This window comes from Amycolatopsis sp. CA-128772 (assembly GCF_002904295.1).
Taxonomy (GTDB): Bacteria; Actinomycetota; Actinomycetes; order Mycobacteriales; family Pseudonocardiaceae; genus Amycolatopsis.
The window spans coordinates 1-14148 of the sequence record NZ_PPHG01000034.1 but is presented as its reverse complement, the minus strand read 5'-3'; the positions used below and the strand labels follow the sequence as shown (position 1 = coordinate 14148).

Sequence of the window (14148 nt, the reverse complement as noted above, 5' to 3'; positions counted from 1 at the left end):
GACGGAGTTGAGCGGCTGCGGGCGCGCGGCGGCGAGATGGTAGGTCGTCCCCGAGGGCGCGTCCCGGTGCATCAGGTACGCCATCGCGTCGGCGACGTAGTCGACCGGCACCAGGTTCGTCGCGCCCAGGCCGGGCGCGGCCAGCGGCAGCCGGCGGGGCAGCGCCGCCAGCCGCGAGATGGCCGGGAGGAAGTAGTACGGCCCGTCGACCTTGTCCATCTCGCCGGTCCGCGAGTCGCCGACGACCGCGGAGGGCCGGTAGACGCGGTACGGCAGCGGCTGCTCGCGGACCAGCTTCTCGGCCTGGAACTTCGTCGCGTGGTACGGCGAGCCGAAGCGCTGGCCGAGGTCGAAGTCGGCTTCGGTGAACCGCCCGGCGTGGTCGCCGGCGACGGCGATCGAGGACACGTGGTGCACCAGCCCCGCCCGGGCCGCGGCGGCGAAGGCGAGCAGGTGGCGGGTGCCCTCGACGTTGGCGAGCCGGTTGGCTTCCTCGCCGGCGGTCAGGTCGTAGATCGCGCCCAGGTGGACGACGTGGTCGAGGTGGGGAAGCCCGGCGGGGTCGACGCCGAGCCGGGGTTCGGCGAGGTCGCCGGTCACCGGGTGCAGCTTGTCCGCCGCGGGCCAGTCGCGGGCCGTGGTGGCCAGGCGCTCGCGGGAGGTCTCCCGCACCAGCGCGTACACCGCGGACGTCCCGGGGCGCCGGAGCAGCCGCGCGACCAGGCGTTTCCCGATGAAGCCCGTCGCACCCGTCACGAAGTAGGTCGTCATGGCCGGTCCCTTCTCGTCGGGCCCGACTCTAACCTACTGATAAGTAGGAACGATAGTTGTCAGCTCTCGTCTTCGTCGGCCGTCGCGACGACGGCGTCCCGCAAGGCGGCCCGCAGCCGTCCGACGTCGAGCGGCCCGAGCACCGCCGCCTCGCCCGGTGGCGCGACCAGCACCACCTTGTCGTTGCTGACGAACACCGTAACGTCCCTGCGCCTGCCGGCCAGATCCCGGCAGCCGATCGACCACTCACCCCGACTCATGGCCGCCGCCCTCGCTTCCTCGTCGTGGTCGTGCTCCGTGCGAGGGTGGGAGCGGGCCCCGGCGGCGCTATGACGCGGGTTCACCCGATCTGCCTACTCGCGGGTTTTGTCTTGCGCTTCGCGGGTTTTCGGCGTAATCCCCGGGTCGTGTCGCGGCCGGTTCCGGAGTAGCGTCCGGCTCAGCAGCCGTCTCTGGGAGGTATGGATGTCGGAACCGCGGAAGATCGTCATCGTCGGTGCGGGCCTGGGTGGGGCGTCCGCGGCGGCCGCGGTGCGAGAACGCGGTTACAGCGGCGAAATCCTGTTGCTGGGATCGGACCGGCACCGCCCGTACGAGCTGCCGGCGCTGTCGAAGGGCGTGCTGCTGGGCAACGCCGACGAACCCGACTGGGTGCACGAGGAGAAGTTCTACGCCGAGAAGGACATCAGCTTCGGCTCCGGCGTCACGGCGACCCGGATCGAGCCGGGCGCCCGGCTGGTGGTCGACGACGCGGGCGGCGAGCACCCCTACGACCGGCTGGTCCTGGCGACCGGCTCCCGGCCGCGTCAGCTGCCGGTACCCGGCGGCGACCTGCCGGGCCTGCACACCCTGCGCACCCTCGACGACGCGCTCAAGCTGCGGTCGGCGTTCAAGGCGGCGGAGCGGGTGGTGATCGTCGGCGCGGGCTGGATCGGCTCGGAGGCGGCCGCGGCGGCCCGCACGCACGACGCGGACGTGACGGTGGTGGACCCGGTCCCGGTGCCCCTGGCGAACGTGGTCGGCGAGACGGTCGGCGGCGTGTTCCGCGACCTCCACGTGGCGAACGGCGTGCATTACCGCCTGGGCGAGCAGGTCGCGGAGATCACGGGCGGCCCGGACGGCGTCCGCGGCGTCCGCCTGGGCAACGGCGACGAGCTCACGGCGGACGTGGTCCTGATCGCGGTCGGCGCGGCCCCCCGGGTGGAGCTGGCCCACGAAGCAGGATTGGAAATCGCGGACGACGGCGGCGTGGCGGTGGACGCGGGCCTCCGCACGGCGGCCCCGGAGGTGTACGCGGTGGGCGACATAGCGGCCCACTTCCACCCCCGCTTCGGGCGGCGCGTACGCGTCGAGCACTGGGCGAACGCCAAGGACCAGGGCACCCACGTGGCCCAGAACCTGCTGGGCGCGAACGAGCCGTTCCTGGCCTCGCCGTACTTCTTCACGGACCAGTACGACCTGGGCTGCGAGTACCGCGGCCTGGCGGACCCGGCCTCGGACGAACTGGTGGTGCGGGGCGACTTGGCCGCACGCGAGTTCACGGCATTCTGGCTGCGCAACGGCGAAGTGGCAGCAGCGATGAACGTGAACATGTGGGACGACGGTGACGCGCTGGGAGCTTTGGTGGACGGCCAGGTGAAGGTGACGGCGGAGCAGCTGAAGACGGCGGACCTGGCGTCGCTCACCTGAGGCTGGCGGGCGCTCGGCCGAAAAGGCCGGGTTCCGTGCTCGGCTGCGCCTGGTGTTTCGGGCACAACCCGCCGCCGGTCGCGGTCGTGCATCGCCGGCCATTTTCGAGGCACCGTAACGCAGCACAGCACCCCAGCCGCCGGGCCCGAGGATTGGCACTGCGGCTGATGCTGTCGCTCACCTAAGCCGCTTCGAGCGGCTCCTCAACCCCATGGCCTTCGCGCGCCAGCACCAAATACGCCACCAGAGCCAGCACCGCAAACCCCGCCATCGTCGCGGCCATCGGTACCGCCGTTCCCGGTCCGCCCAACCCCACCAGCGGCGTCGCCGCCGCGCCCACCACGAACTGCAGCACCCCCAGCAGCGCCGATGCCGCCCCGGCCGAGCGGGCGTGCGAGGCCAGCGCCAGGGAGCTCGCGTTCGGCATCACCAAGCCGATGCTCGACACCAGGACGAACAGCGACACCAGCAGCACCGCCAGCGGCGCCCGCAGTACCACCGAAGCCAGCACGAACACCCCGCCGGCCACGCCGAGCAGCAGTCCGGACCGCAGCAGCGCCCGCTCGCGGATGCGGCCCACCAGACGTCCGTTCAGCTGCCCCGCCAGCACGATCCCGACGCCGTTCAACCCGAACACCACGCTGTACGCCTGCGGGCTGAGGCCGTACACGCCCTGCAGCGCGAACGACGACCCCGAGATGTAGGCGAACATCGACGCGAACAGCAGCCCCGACGCCAGCGCGTACCCCGCGAACGACCGGTCCAGCGCCAGCCGCCCGTACGTCCGCATCACCTGGCCGAGCCGCGCCGGCGAGCGCGAAACGGACGGCTCCGGCAGGAAGAACACGACCACGGCGAGCAGCAGCGCGCCGAACGCCGTCAGGACCACGAACACCCCGCGCCACGACGTCCAGGTGAGCAGCTGGCCGCCGATGAGCGGGGCCAGGATCGGGGCCAGGCCGCTGACCAGCATCAACGTCGAGAAGAACTTCGTCATCGCGGTGCCCGAGTACAGGTCGCGGACGGTGGCGCGGGCGATCACGATGCCCGCCGCCGCGCCGAGGGACTGCACCAGCCGCGCCGCGACCAGCAGCCACGCGTCCGGGCTCACCGCGCACAGCACCGAACCCACGACGTACAGCGCGAGCCCCGCCAGCAGCGGGCGGCGGCGGCCCAGGGCGTCCGACAGCGGCCCGAGCACCAGCTGGCCCAGCGCCAGCCCGACGATGAACGCGCTGAGCGTCAGCTGGACCGTGCTGTCCGCCGCGTGCAGGTCGGCCGCCATCCGCGGCAGCGCGGGCAGGTACATGTCGATCGACAACGGCCCGAACGCCGTCAGGCCGCCCAGGACCAGGACGAACTTCAGCTGCGCCCGCCGGCTCGGCGCGGTACGTTCCGCCGTGGTGGTCATGCACGTCCTTTCGCTCCTTGCTGGACCAGCGGCGGGAACCCCGGGCCTATTCCGGCTGTGATCGGTGACACCCCGTGGTCAACCACCCCATGTATCGATACTGATCCGATCAATTTTCCGACCGATTCGGGGACGGCTCTGGATCGGCGGTCACGACTGCGATATACATCGGATGTCTGGTCGTGTGGGTGAAGGGAATATCCGTGCAGCTTCTGCGCCTCGGGGAGCCGGGCAGTGAGCGTCCGTTCGTGCGTACCGGCGACGGCACGACCTACGAGCTGGGCGGGCTGACCGCCGACATCGACGGCGGCTTCTTCGCCGCGGACGGGATCGCACGCACGGCCGCCGCGCTCGCCGCCGGGGAGCTGCCGGAGGCCGACGCCGGACACCTGCGCGTGGGCCCGCCGGTCGCCCGGCCCGGCAAGGTCGTCTGCATCGGCATGAACTACCGCCGCCACGCCGAGGAGACCGGCGCGGCCCCGCCCACCGAGCCCGTCGTGTTCATGAAGGCCCCGGACGTCGTGGTCGGCCCGGCCGACGACGTCCTCATCCCGCGCGGATCGGCGGCCACCGACTGGGAGGTCGAGCTCGGCGTCGTCATCGGCAGGACCGCCCGTTACCTCGAGAGCGTCGAGGAAGCCCTCGACCACGTCGCCGGGTACGTCGTCTCGAACGACGTCTCCGAGCGCGACCTGCAGTTCCGCACCGGCCAGTGGGACAAGGGCAAGTCCTGCGAGAACTTCAACCCGCTCGGCCCGGCGCTGGTCCCGGCGAGCGAGGTGCCCGACCCCCAGGAACTCGGCCTGCGGCTGTGGGTCAACGGCGAGAAGAAGCAGGACTCCTCCACCAAGGACATGATCTTCAGCGTGGCCGAGATCGTCCACCACCTCAGCCAGGTGATGGTGCTGCGGCCCGGCGACCTGATCAACACCGGCACCCCGGAGGGGGTCGCGCTCGGGCAGCCCGACCCCAAGCCCTACCTGCGCGACGGCGACGTCATCGAGCTCGAGATCGACGGGCTCGGCCGGCAGCGCCAGACCGCGAGGTTGGCCTGACCATGGCGAAGATCATCGGCATGGAGGTCCTCGACGTCCGCTTCCCGACGTCGAAGGAGCTCGACGGCTCGGACGCGATGAACCCCGACCCCGACTACTCCGCCGCGTACGTCGTGCTGCACGCCGACGGCGGCCCGGACGGCTACGGTCTCGCGTTCACCATCGGCCGCGGCAACGACGTCCAGGCCGCCGCGATCCGCGCGCTCGCCCCGCACGTCGTCGGCCGGGAGGTCCCGGAGGACGCGGCCGCGCTCGGCGACCTGTCCCGCACGCTCGTCGGCGACTCGCAGTTCCGCTGGCTGGGCCCGGAAAAAGGTGTCGCGCACATGGCCGTCGGGGCGGTGGTGAACGCCGCCTGGGACCTCGCCGCGCGCCGCGCCGGCCTGCCGGTCTGGCAGTTCGCCGCACGGATGACCCCCGAAGAGCTCGTGTCGCTCGTCGACTTCCGGTACCTCACCGACGCGCTCACCGAAGCCGACGCCCTGGATATCCTGCGGGCCGCCGAACCCGGCCGCGCCGAACGCACGAAGCAGCTGCAGGCGAACGGTTACCGCGCCTACAGCACGTCGCCCGGCTGGCTCGGGTACGCGGACACCAAGCTCGTCCGGCTCGCCGAGCAGGCGGTCGCCGACGGCTTCGGGATGATCAAGCTGAAGGTCGGCGGCAACCTCGAGGACGACGTCCGCCGGATGAAACTCGCCCGGGAGACCGTCGGGCCGGACGTCCGGATCGCCGTCGACGCCAACCAGCGCTGGGACGTTTCCGCCGCGGTCACCTGGATGACCGCGCTCGCGCCCTACGACCCGTACTGGATCGAAGAACCGACCTCCCCGGACGACGTCCTCGGGCACGCGGCCATCGCGAAAGCGCTTGCGCCGATCAAGATCGCCACCGGCGAGCACGTCCAGAACCGGGTGATCTTCAAGCAGCTGCTGCAGGCGGACGCGATTTCCGTGCTGCAGCTGGACGCCGCGCGCGTCGGCGGGTTCAACGAGAACCTCGCCATCCTGCTGCTGGCCGCCAAGTTCGGCGTGCCGGTGTGCCCGCACGCCGGCGGCGTCGGGCTCTGCGAGCTCGTGCGGCACCTGTCGATGTTCGACTTCGTGGCGGTGTCCGGCACCGACGCGGACCGCTCCATCGAGTGGGTCGACCACCTGCACGAGCACTTCACCGACCCGGCCGTCGTCGAGCGCGGCCGCTACCTCGCCCCGACCGCACCCGGGTTCTCCGCGCGCATGCACGACGCCACGCTGCGCCGGTTCCGGTTCCCGGACGGTCCCGAATGGACGGAGACGGCCAGTGAGTGAGTTCGAGGGCCTGGTGGCCGTCGTCACCGGAGGTGCCTCGGGGATCGGCAAGGCGGTGGCGACCCTGCTGGCCGGACGCGGTGCTCAGGTGGCGGTACTGGACCTGAAGCCGGACGACGACGGCTTCCGCTGCGACGTCTCCTCCGACGACGAGGTTCGCGAAGCGATCGACGCCGTCGTGAAACGCTTCGGCCGTCTCGACATCCTCGTCAACAACGCCGGCATCGGCGCGCAGGGCGACGTCACGGCCAACGACGACGACGAATGGCACCGCGTGCTCGACGTCAACGTCCTCGGCATGGTCCGGCTCGCGCGCGCCGCGCTGCCGCACCTGAAGCGGTCGCCGTCCGCGGCGATCGTCAACACCTGCTCCATCGCGGCCTGGGCCGGCCTGCCCAACCGTGCGCTGTACTCGGCCAGCAAGGGCGCGGTGCTCTCGCTGACCCTGGCCATGGCGACCGACCACCTGGCCGACGGGATCCGCGTCAACTGCGTGTGCCCCGGTACGGCGGACACCCCCTGGGTGGGCCGGCTGCTCGACGCCGCCGAAGACCCGGCGGCCGAACGCGCGGCCCTCGCGGCCCGCCAGCCGATGGGCCGGCTGGTCACCGCGGACGAGGTCGCGAACGCCGTCGGCTACCTCGCCAGCCCGCTTTCCGCTTCGACCACCGGCACCGCGCTCGCGGTCGACGGTGGCATGTACGGCCTGCGTCCTCGCGGCCCAGTTCGACCCCGGTAAGACTTTCCGCTGTCATCAAGGAGGATGCGGTGCGCAACAGGGTGTTCCAGGTGGCCGCCACGGCCACCGTCTGCGGCCTGGTTCTGGCCGCCTGCGGCTCCACAAAGGACAATGCCGCGGCCCCCGCCGCGGGCGGTGGCGCCGGCGGGAAGGTCGGTGCGACGCTGCCCTTGCTGACCTCGCCGTTCTGGCAGGCCTACAACAACTACGTGCCCAAGATGGCCCAGGAGGAGGGCGTCGACGTCCTCCCGACGGTCAACGCCGACAGCGACCCCGCGAAGCTGATCACCGACATCGGCACGTTCCTCAACCAGGGCGTCAAGGGCCTGGTCGTGACGCCGCTGGACTCCGCGGCGATCGTCGCCGGGCTCAAGCAGGCGGAGAACAAGGGCGTGCCGGTGGTCGCGGTCGACGTCGCCCCCGAGAGCGGCAAGGTCGCCATGGTCGTGCGGGCCGACAACAAGGCCTACGGCACGAAGGCATGCGACGCGATCGGCGAGAAGGTCAAGTCCGGCAAGGTCGTGCAGATCATGGGCGACCTCGCCTCGGTCAACGGCCGCGACCGCTCGGAAGCCTTCCGCGACTGCATGAAGGCCAAGTACCCCGGCGTCCAGGTGCTGGAGATCCCGGCCGAGTGGAAGGCCGACAAGGCGTCCTCCGGCCTGGACAGCATGCTGACCGCCAACCCGGACATCAAGGGCGTCTACCTGCAGGCCGGCGGCGTCTACCTGGCCCCGACCGAGCAGGCGCTCAAGCGCAAGAACCTGTTCTTCCCGGTCGGCGACCCGAAGCACATCGTGCTCGTCTCCAACGACGGCATCCCGCAGGAGCTGGCCGCGATCCGCAACGGCGAGCTGGACGCCACCGTGTCCCAGCCGGCCGACGCGTACGCGAAGTACGGCCTGTACTGGCTGAAGAAGGCCATGGCGGGCGAGACCTTCAAGGCCGGCCCGACCGACCACGACAGCACGATCGTGGAAATCAGTCCCGGCATCCTCGAAGACCAGCTGCCCGCGCCGGTCATCACCAAGGCCAATGTGGACGACAAGGCCCTCTGGGGGAACAACCTGTGACCGCGCTGCCCGCCGGCGAATCCGCCGTCCCGGTGGTCAGCGCCGTAGGTGTCGGGAAGCGCTACGGCCCCACCGTGGCGCTCCACGACGTCAGCCTCACCGTGCACCCCGGCGAGTCGCACGCGCTCGTCGGGCGCAACGGGGCCGGCAAGTCCACGCTCGTCTCCATCCTCACCGGCCTGTCCGCCACGGACACCGGGCACGTCGAGTTCGGCGGCGTGCCGGCCCCGCCCCTGACCAGGCAGGACGACTGGAAGGCGCGGGTCGCCTGCGTGTACCAGCACGCGATGGTCGTCCCGCAGCTCACCGTGGCCGAGAACCTCTTCCTCAACCGGCAGGCCGGCGGCGGCTTCTCGATCGGCTGGAAGTCGTTGCGCCGCAAGGCGCGTGAGCTGCTGGACTCGTGGGACGTGCACGTCGACGTCGACACCCCGGCCGGCGAGCTGTCGGTGGAGGACCGGCAGTTCGTCGAGATCGCCCGCGCGCTGTCCTACGGCGCCCGGTTCATCGTCCTCGACGAACCGACCGCGCAGCTGGACAGCCAGGCCATCGAGCGGCTCTTCGACCGGATGCGCCAGATGCAGGCGGGCGGGGTGACGTTCCTGTTCATCTCGCACCACCTGCACGAGGTCTACGAGGTCTGCCAGGCCGTCACGGTGCTGCGCGACGCGAAGCACGTGCTCACCGCGCCGGTGTCCGAGGTCGGCAAGGCCGAGCTGGTCGACGCGATGACCGGCGAACCTGGCGGGCTCTCGGTCCGCGACGCCGCTTCCCGGGAGTCCCTCGAAGCGGACGCGGCCGAAATCCTGAGCGTCGACGGCCTCTCCGGCGACGGCTTCTCCGGCGTCTCGTTCCGGCTGCGCCGCGGCGAGGTCGTCGGGCTCGCGGGCAGCAACGCCAGCGGGAAGCACCAGGTCGCGGAGACGGTCTACGGCCTGCGGGCGCCGTCCGCGGGCACGATCCGCGTCGACGGCTCGCCGCTGCGGCCGGGGGACATCCCGGCCGCGCTGCGGGCCGGCATCGGCTGCGTGCCGCGCGACCGGCACCACGAGGGCCTGGTCCTGGCGCACTCGATCGCCGACAACGCCACGATGTCCATTTTGGACAAGCTGGGCCGCGGCGGGATCGCGTCCCCGTCGACGCGGCACGCGAAGGCGACCCAGGCGCTGAAGGACTACGACATCGTCGCCGCGGGAGCCGAGCAGCCGGTGTCGGACCTGTCCGGCGGCAACCAGCAGAAGGTCGTGCTGGCGCGGGCGTTGCTGAGCGATCCGCGGGTGGTCGTGCTGATCAACCCGACCGCCGGCGTGGACGTGAAGTCGAAGGAGGCGCTGCTCGCGGTCGTCGACCGGGTGCGCGCCGAGGGCAAGGCGGTGCTGATCGTCAGCGACGAGCTGGACGACCTGCGCCTGAGCGACCGGGTCCTGGTGCTGCGCGCCGGGGCCGTGGTCGCCGAACACCAGGCCGGGTGGTCCGACGGCGACCTCGTGGCCGACATCGAAGGAGTCGAGCTTTCGTGACCGACGTGATGACCTCCCCGCAGACGCAGCTGCCCGCGCCACCCCGGCGGCGTAAAGCCGGCTGGCTGCGTGAACTCGCCCTGCTGCCCGCCCTGGTCGTCGTGTTCGTCATCGGCGGCCTGGTCGACGACACGTTCGTCGGCTGGAGCAACATCGTCAGCATCCTGACCGCGTCGGCCGCGCTGTCGCTGGTCGTGCTCGGCGAGTCGCTGGTGCTGATCACCGGCAAGTTCGACCTGTCGCTGGAATCGACCATGGGCCTGGCGCCGGCGCTGGGCGCGATGGTCGTGATCCCGGCGGCGTCGGCGGGCTTCGGGGTCGAGCTGCCGGCCGCGATCGGGCTGCTGGTGATCCCGCTGTGCGGCGCGCTGGTCGGGTTCGTCAACGGCTTCCTGATCGTGAAGCTGAAGCTGAACGCCTTCATCGTCACCCTGGCCATGCTCACCGTGCTCCGCGGCGTGCAGGTCGGCTCGACGAAGGGTAAGACGCTGTTCAACCTGCCCGACTCGTTCACGAACCTGGCGACGACGACGTTCGCCGGCCTGCCGATGTCGGTGTGGCTGGCGGCGCTGCTGTTCGCGGTCGCCGGCTGGGTACTGCGCTACCACCGCGTCGGCCGCGCGCTGTACGCCATCGGCGGCAACCGCGAAGCCGCGCGGGCGGCCGGCGTGCGCGTCGACCGGATCGCGTGGGCGGTGTTCGTCGTGGCCGGGATCCTTGCGGCAATCGGGGGTCTGGCCTACACCGGTTACGTCGGGGCCTTGGGCGCGAACCAGGGATCCGGCATGATCCTGCAGGTGTTCGCGGCGGCGGTGATCGGCGGCGTCTCGCTCGACGGCGGCAAGGGCACGCTGGTCGGCGCGCTGACCGGCGTCCTGCTGCTGTCGTCGGTGTCGAGCCTGCTCAACTACGCGCACGTCACGGCGGAGTGGCAGGGCGCGATCTACGGCGCCATCATCCTGGTCGCGCTGATCATCGCCCGGTACGCCGGTGGAAAGCCCCAAACCTGACGCTCGCCCGGTGAAGATCCGACCTTCGAGGAGAAGTGCGTGCTAGGAGGCTTCCGCGGCCGGTTCGGTGTCCGAGTCGGGCACGGTCGGGTCGTCCGCGGTGCCCAGGGCGTTGCGCAGCCACTGCTCCACGCCCGCGACGTGCACGGTCGCCCACGAGCGGGCCAGTTCCGGCTCACGCGCGGCGATGGCCTCGTAGATCGCCGTGTGCTGTTCGCGGGTCTTCGCGACCGCGCCCTCCTGGGTGAGGCCGCGCCAGATGCGGGCGCGGGCGGTCGGCCCGGAGAGGCTGTCGAGCAGCGAGCAGAGCACGGGGTTGCCGGAGCCGTCGGCGATCTTGCGGTGGAACTGCAGGTCGTTGGCGACCAGCGCCTCGACGGTCGGGGAGTCCTCCAGCTCGCCGAGCAGCGTGCCCAGCTCGGCGATGTCGTGGTCGCTCATGTGCAGCGCGGCCAGCGCGGTCGCGGCCGGCTCGAGGATCCGGCGCACGGCGAGGAAGTCGAGCACGGTGTCGTCGCGGTGGAAGTCGACGACGAACGTCATGGCGTCGAGCAGCAGGTTGGGCTCGAGGCTGGTGACGTACGTGCCGTCGCCCTGGCGGACGTCCAGCACGCGGATCAGGCACAACGCCTTCACGGCCTCCCGCAGGGAACTGCGCGAAAGCCCGAGCCGCTGGGCCAGCTCGGCCTCCTTGGGCAGCCGGTCGCCCGGGGCGAGCTCCCCCGAGATGATCATGTCCTTGATCTTGTCGATCGCGACATCGGTGACGGGCACGGTGTCCGCCCTTCCCTGCAACAGACCTCGGATGTTTCGTGTTCCTTCTCAGCGTGCCATGACCCGGCCAAGGAGTGGTGATGACCCACCAACCCGCCCCACACAGTGTCTCCCGAAGAGTGGCTCTGCACACCCGGCTCAAGCCCGGCAAGGAGGCCGAGTACGAGTCCGTCCACGCCGTGATCCCGCCCGAGCTGGACACCGCGCTGCGCGAAGCCGGGGTCCGCAGCTGGCGGATCTGGCGTAGCGGTCTCGACCTCTTCCACGTCGTCGAAGTCGACGACTACGCGGCGATGCGGGCGGCGTTGCGGGACCACCCCGCCAACGTCCCGTGGCAGGCCAGGATGGCCGAGCTGCTGGCCGTCGAAGACGACTACTCCGGCGGCGACACCGGCATCGGGCTGGTCTGGGAACTGCCGGAGAAGGGGTGACGGCGTTGGAGCTCTCCCTGTCCCCGCTGGGTCTCGGCTGCGCGCAGCTGGGCAACCTCTACCACGCGATCAGCGACGAGACGGCGGCCGCGACCGTGCGCCGCGCGTGGGACGAGGGCGTCCGCTACTTCGACACCGCGCCGCACTACGGCCTCGGCCTGTCCGAAATCCGGCTCGGCGCGGCGCTGCGGTCGTTCCCGCGGGACGAGTACGTGCTCTCGACGAAGGTCGGCCGCGTGCTGGAGCCGAACCCGGACGGCGCCGGCGAGTTCGACGACCAGGGCTTCGCCGTTCCGGCCGCGTACCGGCGCCGCTGGGACTTCAGCCGCGACGGCGTCCTGCGGTCGTTCGAGGAGAGCCTGACCCGGCTGGGGCTCGACCGCGTCGACGTCGTGTACGTCCACGACCCCGACGACCACGCCGAAGAAGCCCTGCGCGGCGCCTTCCCGGCGTTGCGGGAGCTGCGGGAGCAGGGGGTGATCGGCGCGTTCGGCGCCGGGATGAACCAGACGCGGCTGCCCGCCGAGTTCGTCCGCCGCACCGACCTCGACATCCTGCTCGTGGCCGGGCGCTACACGCTGCTCGACCAGCCGGCGCTGGACGAGCTGTTCCCGCTGTGCGCCGCGCGCGGCGTCACGGTGGTCGTCGGCGGCGCGTTCAACGGCGGCATCCTGGCCACCGCCGAACCGGGGCACGTCTACGACTACGCCGAGGCGCCGCCGGAGCTGGTCGAGCGGGCGCGGCGGATCGCGGAGATCTGTGCGCGGCACGGCGTCGAGCTGCCGGAAGCGGCATTGGCGCTGCCGAAGGCGCACCCCGCGGTGGCGTCGGTCGTCGTCGGCGCGCATGATCCGGAGCAGGTCAGTGTCAACGCGCGGCGGGCGCGGGCCGTCGTGCCGCCGGAGCTGTGGACGGACCTCGCCGGCGCCGGGCTGCTGCGCGCCGACGTCGTCATCGCCGAGGGAGTCTCATGATCGACGCGCACCACCACCTGTGGGACCCGGCGCGGCGCGAGTACCCGTGGCTGGCGGGGACCGCCCTGGACCCGATCCGCCGCCCGTACACGGCCGACGACCTGCGGGCGGTGACGAAGGCGGCCGGGGTGCACGCGACGATCCTGGTCCAGACGGTGCCGTCGGCGGAGGAAACCGGGGAGTTCCTGGCGACGGCGGCGGTGGAACCGGTGATCGCGGGTGTGGTCGGCTGGGTGGACCTCACGGCCCCGGACCTCGCCGACCGGCTGGCGGCCCTCGACGGCCCGCTGGTCGGGATCCGGCACCAGGTGGAGACCGAGCCGGACGACGACTGGCTGCTGCGCCCGGAGGTGATCGCCGGGCTGAGCACCGTGGCGGCCGCGGGACTGGCGTTCGACCTGCTGGTCCGCCCCGCGCAGCTGCCGGCCGCGACCGAGGTGGCGTTGCGCCTGCCCGAGCTGCGGCTGGTCCTCGACCACGCGGCGAAGCCCCCGATCGCGACCGGGGAGTGGGAGCCGTGGGCGTCCGGGGTGGCCGCGCTGGCGGGGCGGGAAAACGTGGTGTGCAAGCTGTCCGGCCTGGTCACCGAGGCGGACTGGTCCGGCTGGGAGGTCGGGCACCTGCGCCGGTACGTCGATCACGTGCTGGACGTGTTCGGCCCGGGCCGGCTGCTGTTCGGCTCGGACTGGCCGGTCTGCGAGCTGGCGGCGTCCTACGAGGTGGTCCTGGACGCGGCGATCGCGCTGACGGGCTCGCTGTCGGACGCGGAACGGCTGGCCGTGTTCGAGCACAACGCCCGCGCGGCCTACGGCTTGGATGCGAGCGGGGACACCCCGTCCAGGGGGTGAAAGGGTGTCCCCGCCCGCCGCGCGGGTGGTCGGTCAGAACTCGTCGTCGCGGATCATGCCGCGCAGCCGGGTGAGGGCCCGGTGCTGCGTCACGCGGACGTTGCCCGGGGAGATCCCGAGCGCTTCGGCGGTTTCGGTCGCCGAGAAGCCGACGGCGATGCGCAGGGTCAGGATTTCCTGCTGCACGCGCGGCAGCGAGGCGAGCAGCCGGCCGAGCCGGGCGCCGAGGTCGAGGTGCAGCGCGTGGCTTTCCGGTTCGTTGCCGGCGAGCAGCGGGCGCTCGGGGAGCTCGGGGACGGGCTCAGAGCGGTCGCGGGCGACGGCGCGGTAGGCGTCGGCGACCTTGTTCGCGGCGATCGCGTGGACGAGGTAGAGGAAGGAGCCGCCGCGGTCCTGGTAGTCGGGCAGGGCCTTGAGCACGGCCAGGCAGACTTCCTGGGCGACGTCGTCGGCCGAGAGGTAGGAGAGGTCGCGCCCGCCCATCCGCGCGCGGCAGTAGCGGACCACCACGGGCTCGATCATCTGGAGCAGCGAGTGGATGGCGGC

Annotated in this window: 15 protein-coding genes; 10 read left to right on the top strand and 5 right to left on the bottom strand. The window is 71.7% G+C overall.

All coding sequences use genetic code 11. From position 1 onward, the window contains the following. Both C2L59_RS15550 and C2L59_RS15545 read right to left on the bottom strand, forming a co-directional pair. The coding region (locus C2L59_RS15550; protein ID WP_146060390.1) for an SDR family oxidoreductase at positions 1–771 on the bottom strand (771 nt) is incomplete at its 3' end. Positions 772–830: 59 nt separating this feature from the next. Continuing rightward, positions 831–1031, bottom strand: coding sequence for a hypothetical protein (locus C2L59_RS15545; RefSeq protein ID WP_003070024.1), 201 nt, complete (start codon positions 1029–1031; stop codon positions 831–833). A 205-nt stretch (positions 1032–1236) separates the two neighbouring features. Here C2L59_RS15545 and C2L59_RS15540 point away from each other — a divergent pair, with 205 nt between their 5' ends. Further along, positions 1237–2460: an NAD(P)/FAD-dependent oxidoreductase gene (locus C2L59_RS15540; protein ID WP_103350220.1), complete on the top strand. Its 1224-nt coding sequence runs from the start codon at positions 1237–1239 to the stop codon at positions 2458–2460. A 181-nt stretch (positions 2461–2641) separates the two neighbouring features. Here the strand turns inward: C2L59_RS15540 and C2L59_RS15535 are convergent, their stop codons facing one another. After that, positions 2642–3871, bottom strand: a complete 1230-nt coding sequence (locus C2L59_RS15535) for a multidrug effflux MFS transporter (RefSeq protein WP_103350219.1) — start codon at positions 3869–3871, stop codon at positions 2642–2644. Positions 3872–4074: 203 nt separating this feature from the next. On the opposite strand from C2L59_RS15535, the gene C2L59_RS15530 reads away from it, so the two are divergent. The 6 genes from C2L59_RS15530 to C2L59_RS15505 are packed head-to-tail and all read left to right on the top strand — an operon-like array spanning position 4075 to position 10575. Further along, entirely contained in the window at positions 4075–4926 is an 852-nt protein-coding gene (locus C2L59_RS15530; RefSeq protein WP_103350218.1) for a fumarylacetoacetate hydrolase family protein, read from the top strand. 2 nt (positions 4927–4928) lie between these two features. After that, positions 4929–6233, top strand: a complete 1305-nt coding sequence (locus tag C2L59_RS15525; RefSeq protein WP_103350217.1) for an enolase C-terminal domain-like protein — start codon at positions 4929–4931, stop codon at positions 6231–6233. Then, entirely contained in the window at positions 6226–6972 is a 747-nt protein-coding gene (locus tag C2L59_RS15520; RefSeq protein ID WP_103350216.1) for an SDR family NAD(P)-dependent oxidoreductase, read from the top strand. Before C2L59_RS15525 ends, C2L59_RS15520 begins: the two co-directional genes overlap by 8 nt. A gap of 41 nt (positions 6973–7013) precedes the next feature. Next, positions 7014–8045 carry a sugar ABC transporter substrate-binding protein gene (locus tag C2L59_RS15515; RefSeq protein ID WP_103350222.1) on the top strand — a complete coding sequence of 344 codons (1032 nt, stop codon included), beginning with the start codon at positions 7014–7016 and terminating at the stop codon, positions 8043–8045. After that, the gene (locus tag C2L59_RS15510) at positions 8042–9565 is read left to right on the top strand and encodes a sugar ABC transporter ATP-binding protein (RefSeq protein ID WP_103350215.1); all 1524 of its coding nucleotides are present in this window, start codon (positions 8042–8044) and stop codon (positions 9563–9565) included. The genes C2L59_RS15515 and C2L59_RS15510 overlap by 4 nt, the downstream gene beginning before the upstream one ends. Beyond that, positions 9562–10575, top strand: a complete 1014-nt coding sequence (locus C2L59_RS15505) for an ABC transporter permease (RefSeq protein WP_103350214.1) — start codon at positions 9562–9564, stop codon at positions 10573–10575. Before C2L59_RS15510 ends, C2L59_RS15505 begins: the two co-directional genes overlap by 4 nt. Before the next feature lie 42 nt (positions 10576–10617). On the opposite strand, the gene C2L59_RS15500 is transcribed toward C2L59_RS15505, so the two are convergent. Next, positions 10618–11349, bottom strand: a complete 732-nt coding sequence (locus C2L59_RS15500) for a FadR/GntR family transcriptional regulator (protein WP_103350213.1) — start codon at positions 11347–11349, stop codon at positions 10618–10620. An 80-nt stretch (positions 11350–11429) separates the two neighbouring features. Between C2L59_RS15500 and C2L59_RS15495 the strand changes: the two genes are divergently transcribed. Genes C2L59_RS15495 through C2L59_RS15485 form a run of 3 tightly spaced genes read left to right on the top strand, consistent with a single transcriptional unit; the run spans position 11430 to position 13602 of the window. Further along, entirely contained in the window at positions 11430–11780 is a 351-nt protein-coding gene (locus tag C2L59_RS15495; RefSeq protein ID WP_199199087.1) for an L-rhamnose mutarotase, read from the top strand. A gap of 5 nt (positions 11781–11785) precedes the next feature. Next, positions 11786–12754, top strand: a complete 969-nt coding sequence (locus tag C2L59_RS15490; RefSeq protein WP_103350221.1) for an aldo/keto reductase — start codon at positions 11786–11788, stop codon at positions 12752–12754. Beyond that, positions 12751–13602 carry an amidohydrolase gene (locus C2L59_RS15485; RefSeq protein ID WP_103350211.1) on the top strand — a complete coding sequence of 284 codons (852 nt, stop codon included), beginning with the start codon at positions 12751–12753 and terminating at the stop codon, positions 13600–13602. The genes C2L59_RS15490 and C2L59_RS15485 overlap by 4 nt, the downstream gene beginning before the upstream one ends. Positions 13603–13635: 33 nt before the next feature. On the opposite strand, the gene shbA is transcribed toward C2L59_RS15485, so the two are convergent. After that, the coding region (gene shbA / locus C2L59_RS15480; protein WP_103350210.1) for an RNA polymerase sigma factor ShbA at positions 13636–14148 on the bottom strand (513 nt) is incomplete at its 5' end.

Excerpts from the sequence above, each read along its gene's own strand:
- C2L59_RS15495 (WP_199199087.1), top strand. The coding sequence starts at position 11,430 with ATGACCCACCAACCCGCCCCACACAGTGTCTCCCGAAGAGTGGCTCTG.
- C2L59_RS15525 (WP_103350217.1), top strand. The coding sequence starts at position 4,929 with ATGGCGAAGATCATCGGCATGGAGGTCCTCGACGTCCGCTTCCCGACG.
- C2L59_RS15485 (WP_103350211.1), top strand. The coding sequence starts at position 12,751 with ATGATCGACGCGCACCACCACCTGTGGGACCCGGCGCGGCGCGAGTAC.
- C2L59_RS15535 (WP_103350219.1), bottom strand. The coding sequence starts at position 3,871 with ATGACCACCACGGCGGAACGTACCGCGCCGAGCCGGCGGGCGCAGCTG.
- C2L59_RS15540 (WP_103350220.1), top strand. The coding sequence starts at position 1,237 with ATGTCGGAACCGCGGAAGATCGTCATCGTCGGTGCGGGCCTGGGTGGG.
- C2L59_RS15545 (WP_003070024.1), bottom strand. The coding sequence starts at position 1,031 with ATGAGTCGGGGTGAGTGGTCGATCGGCTGCCGGGATCTGGCCGGCAGG.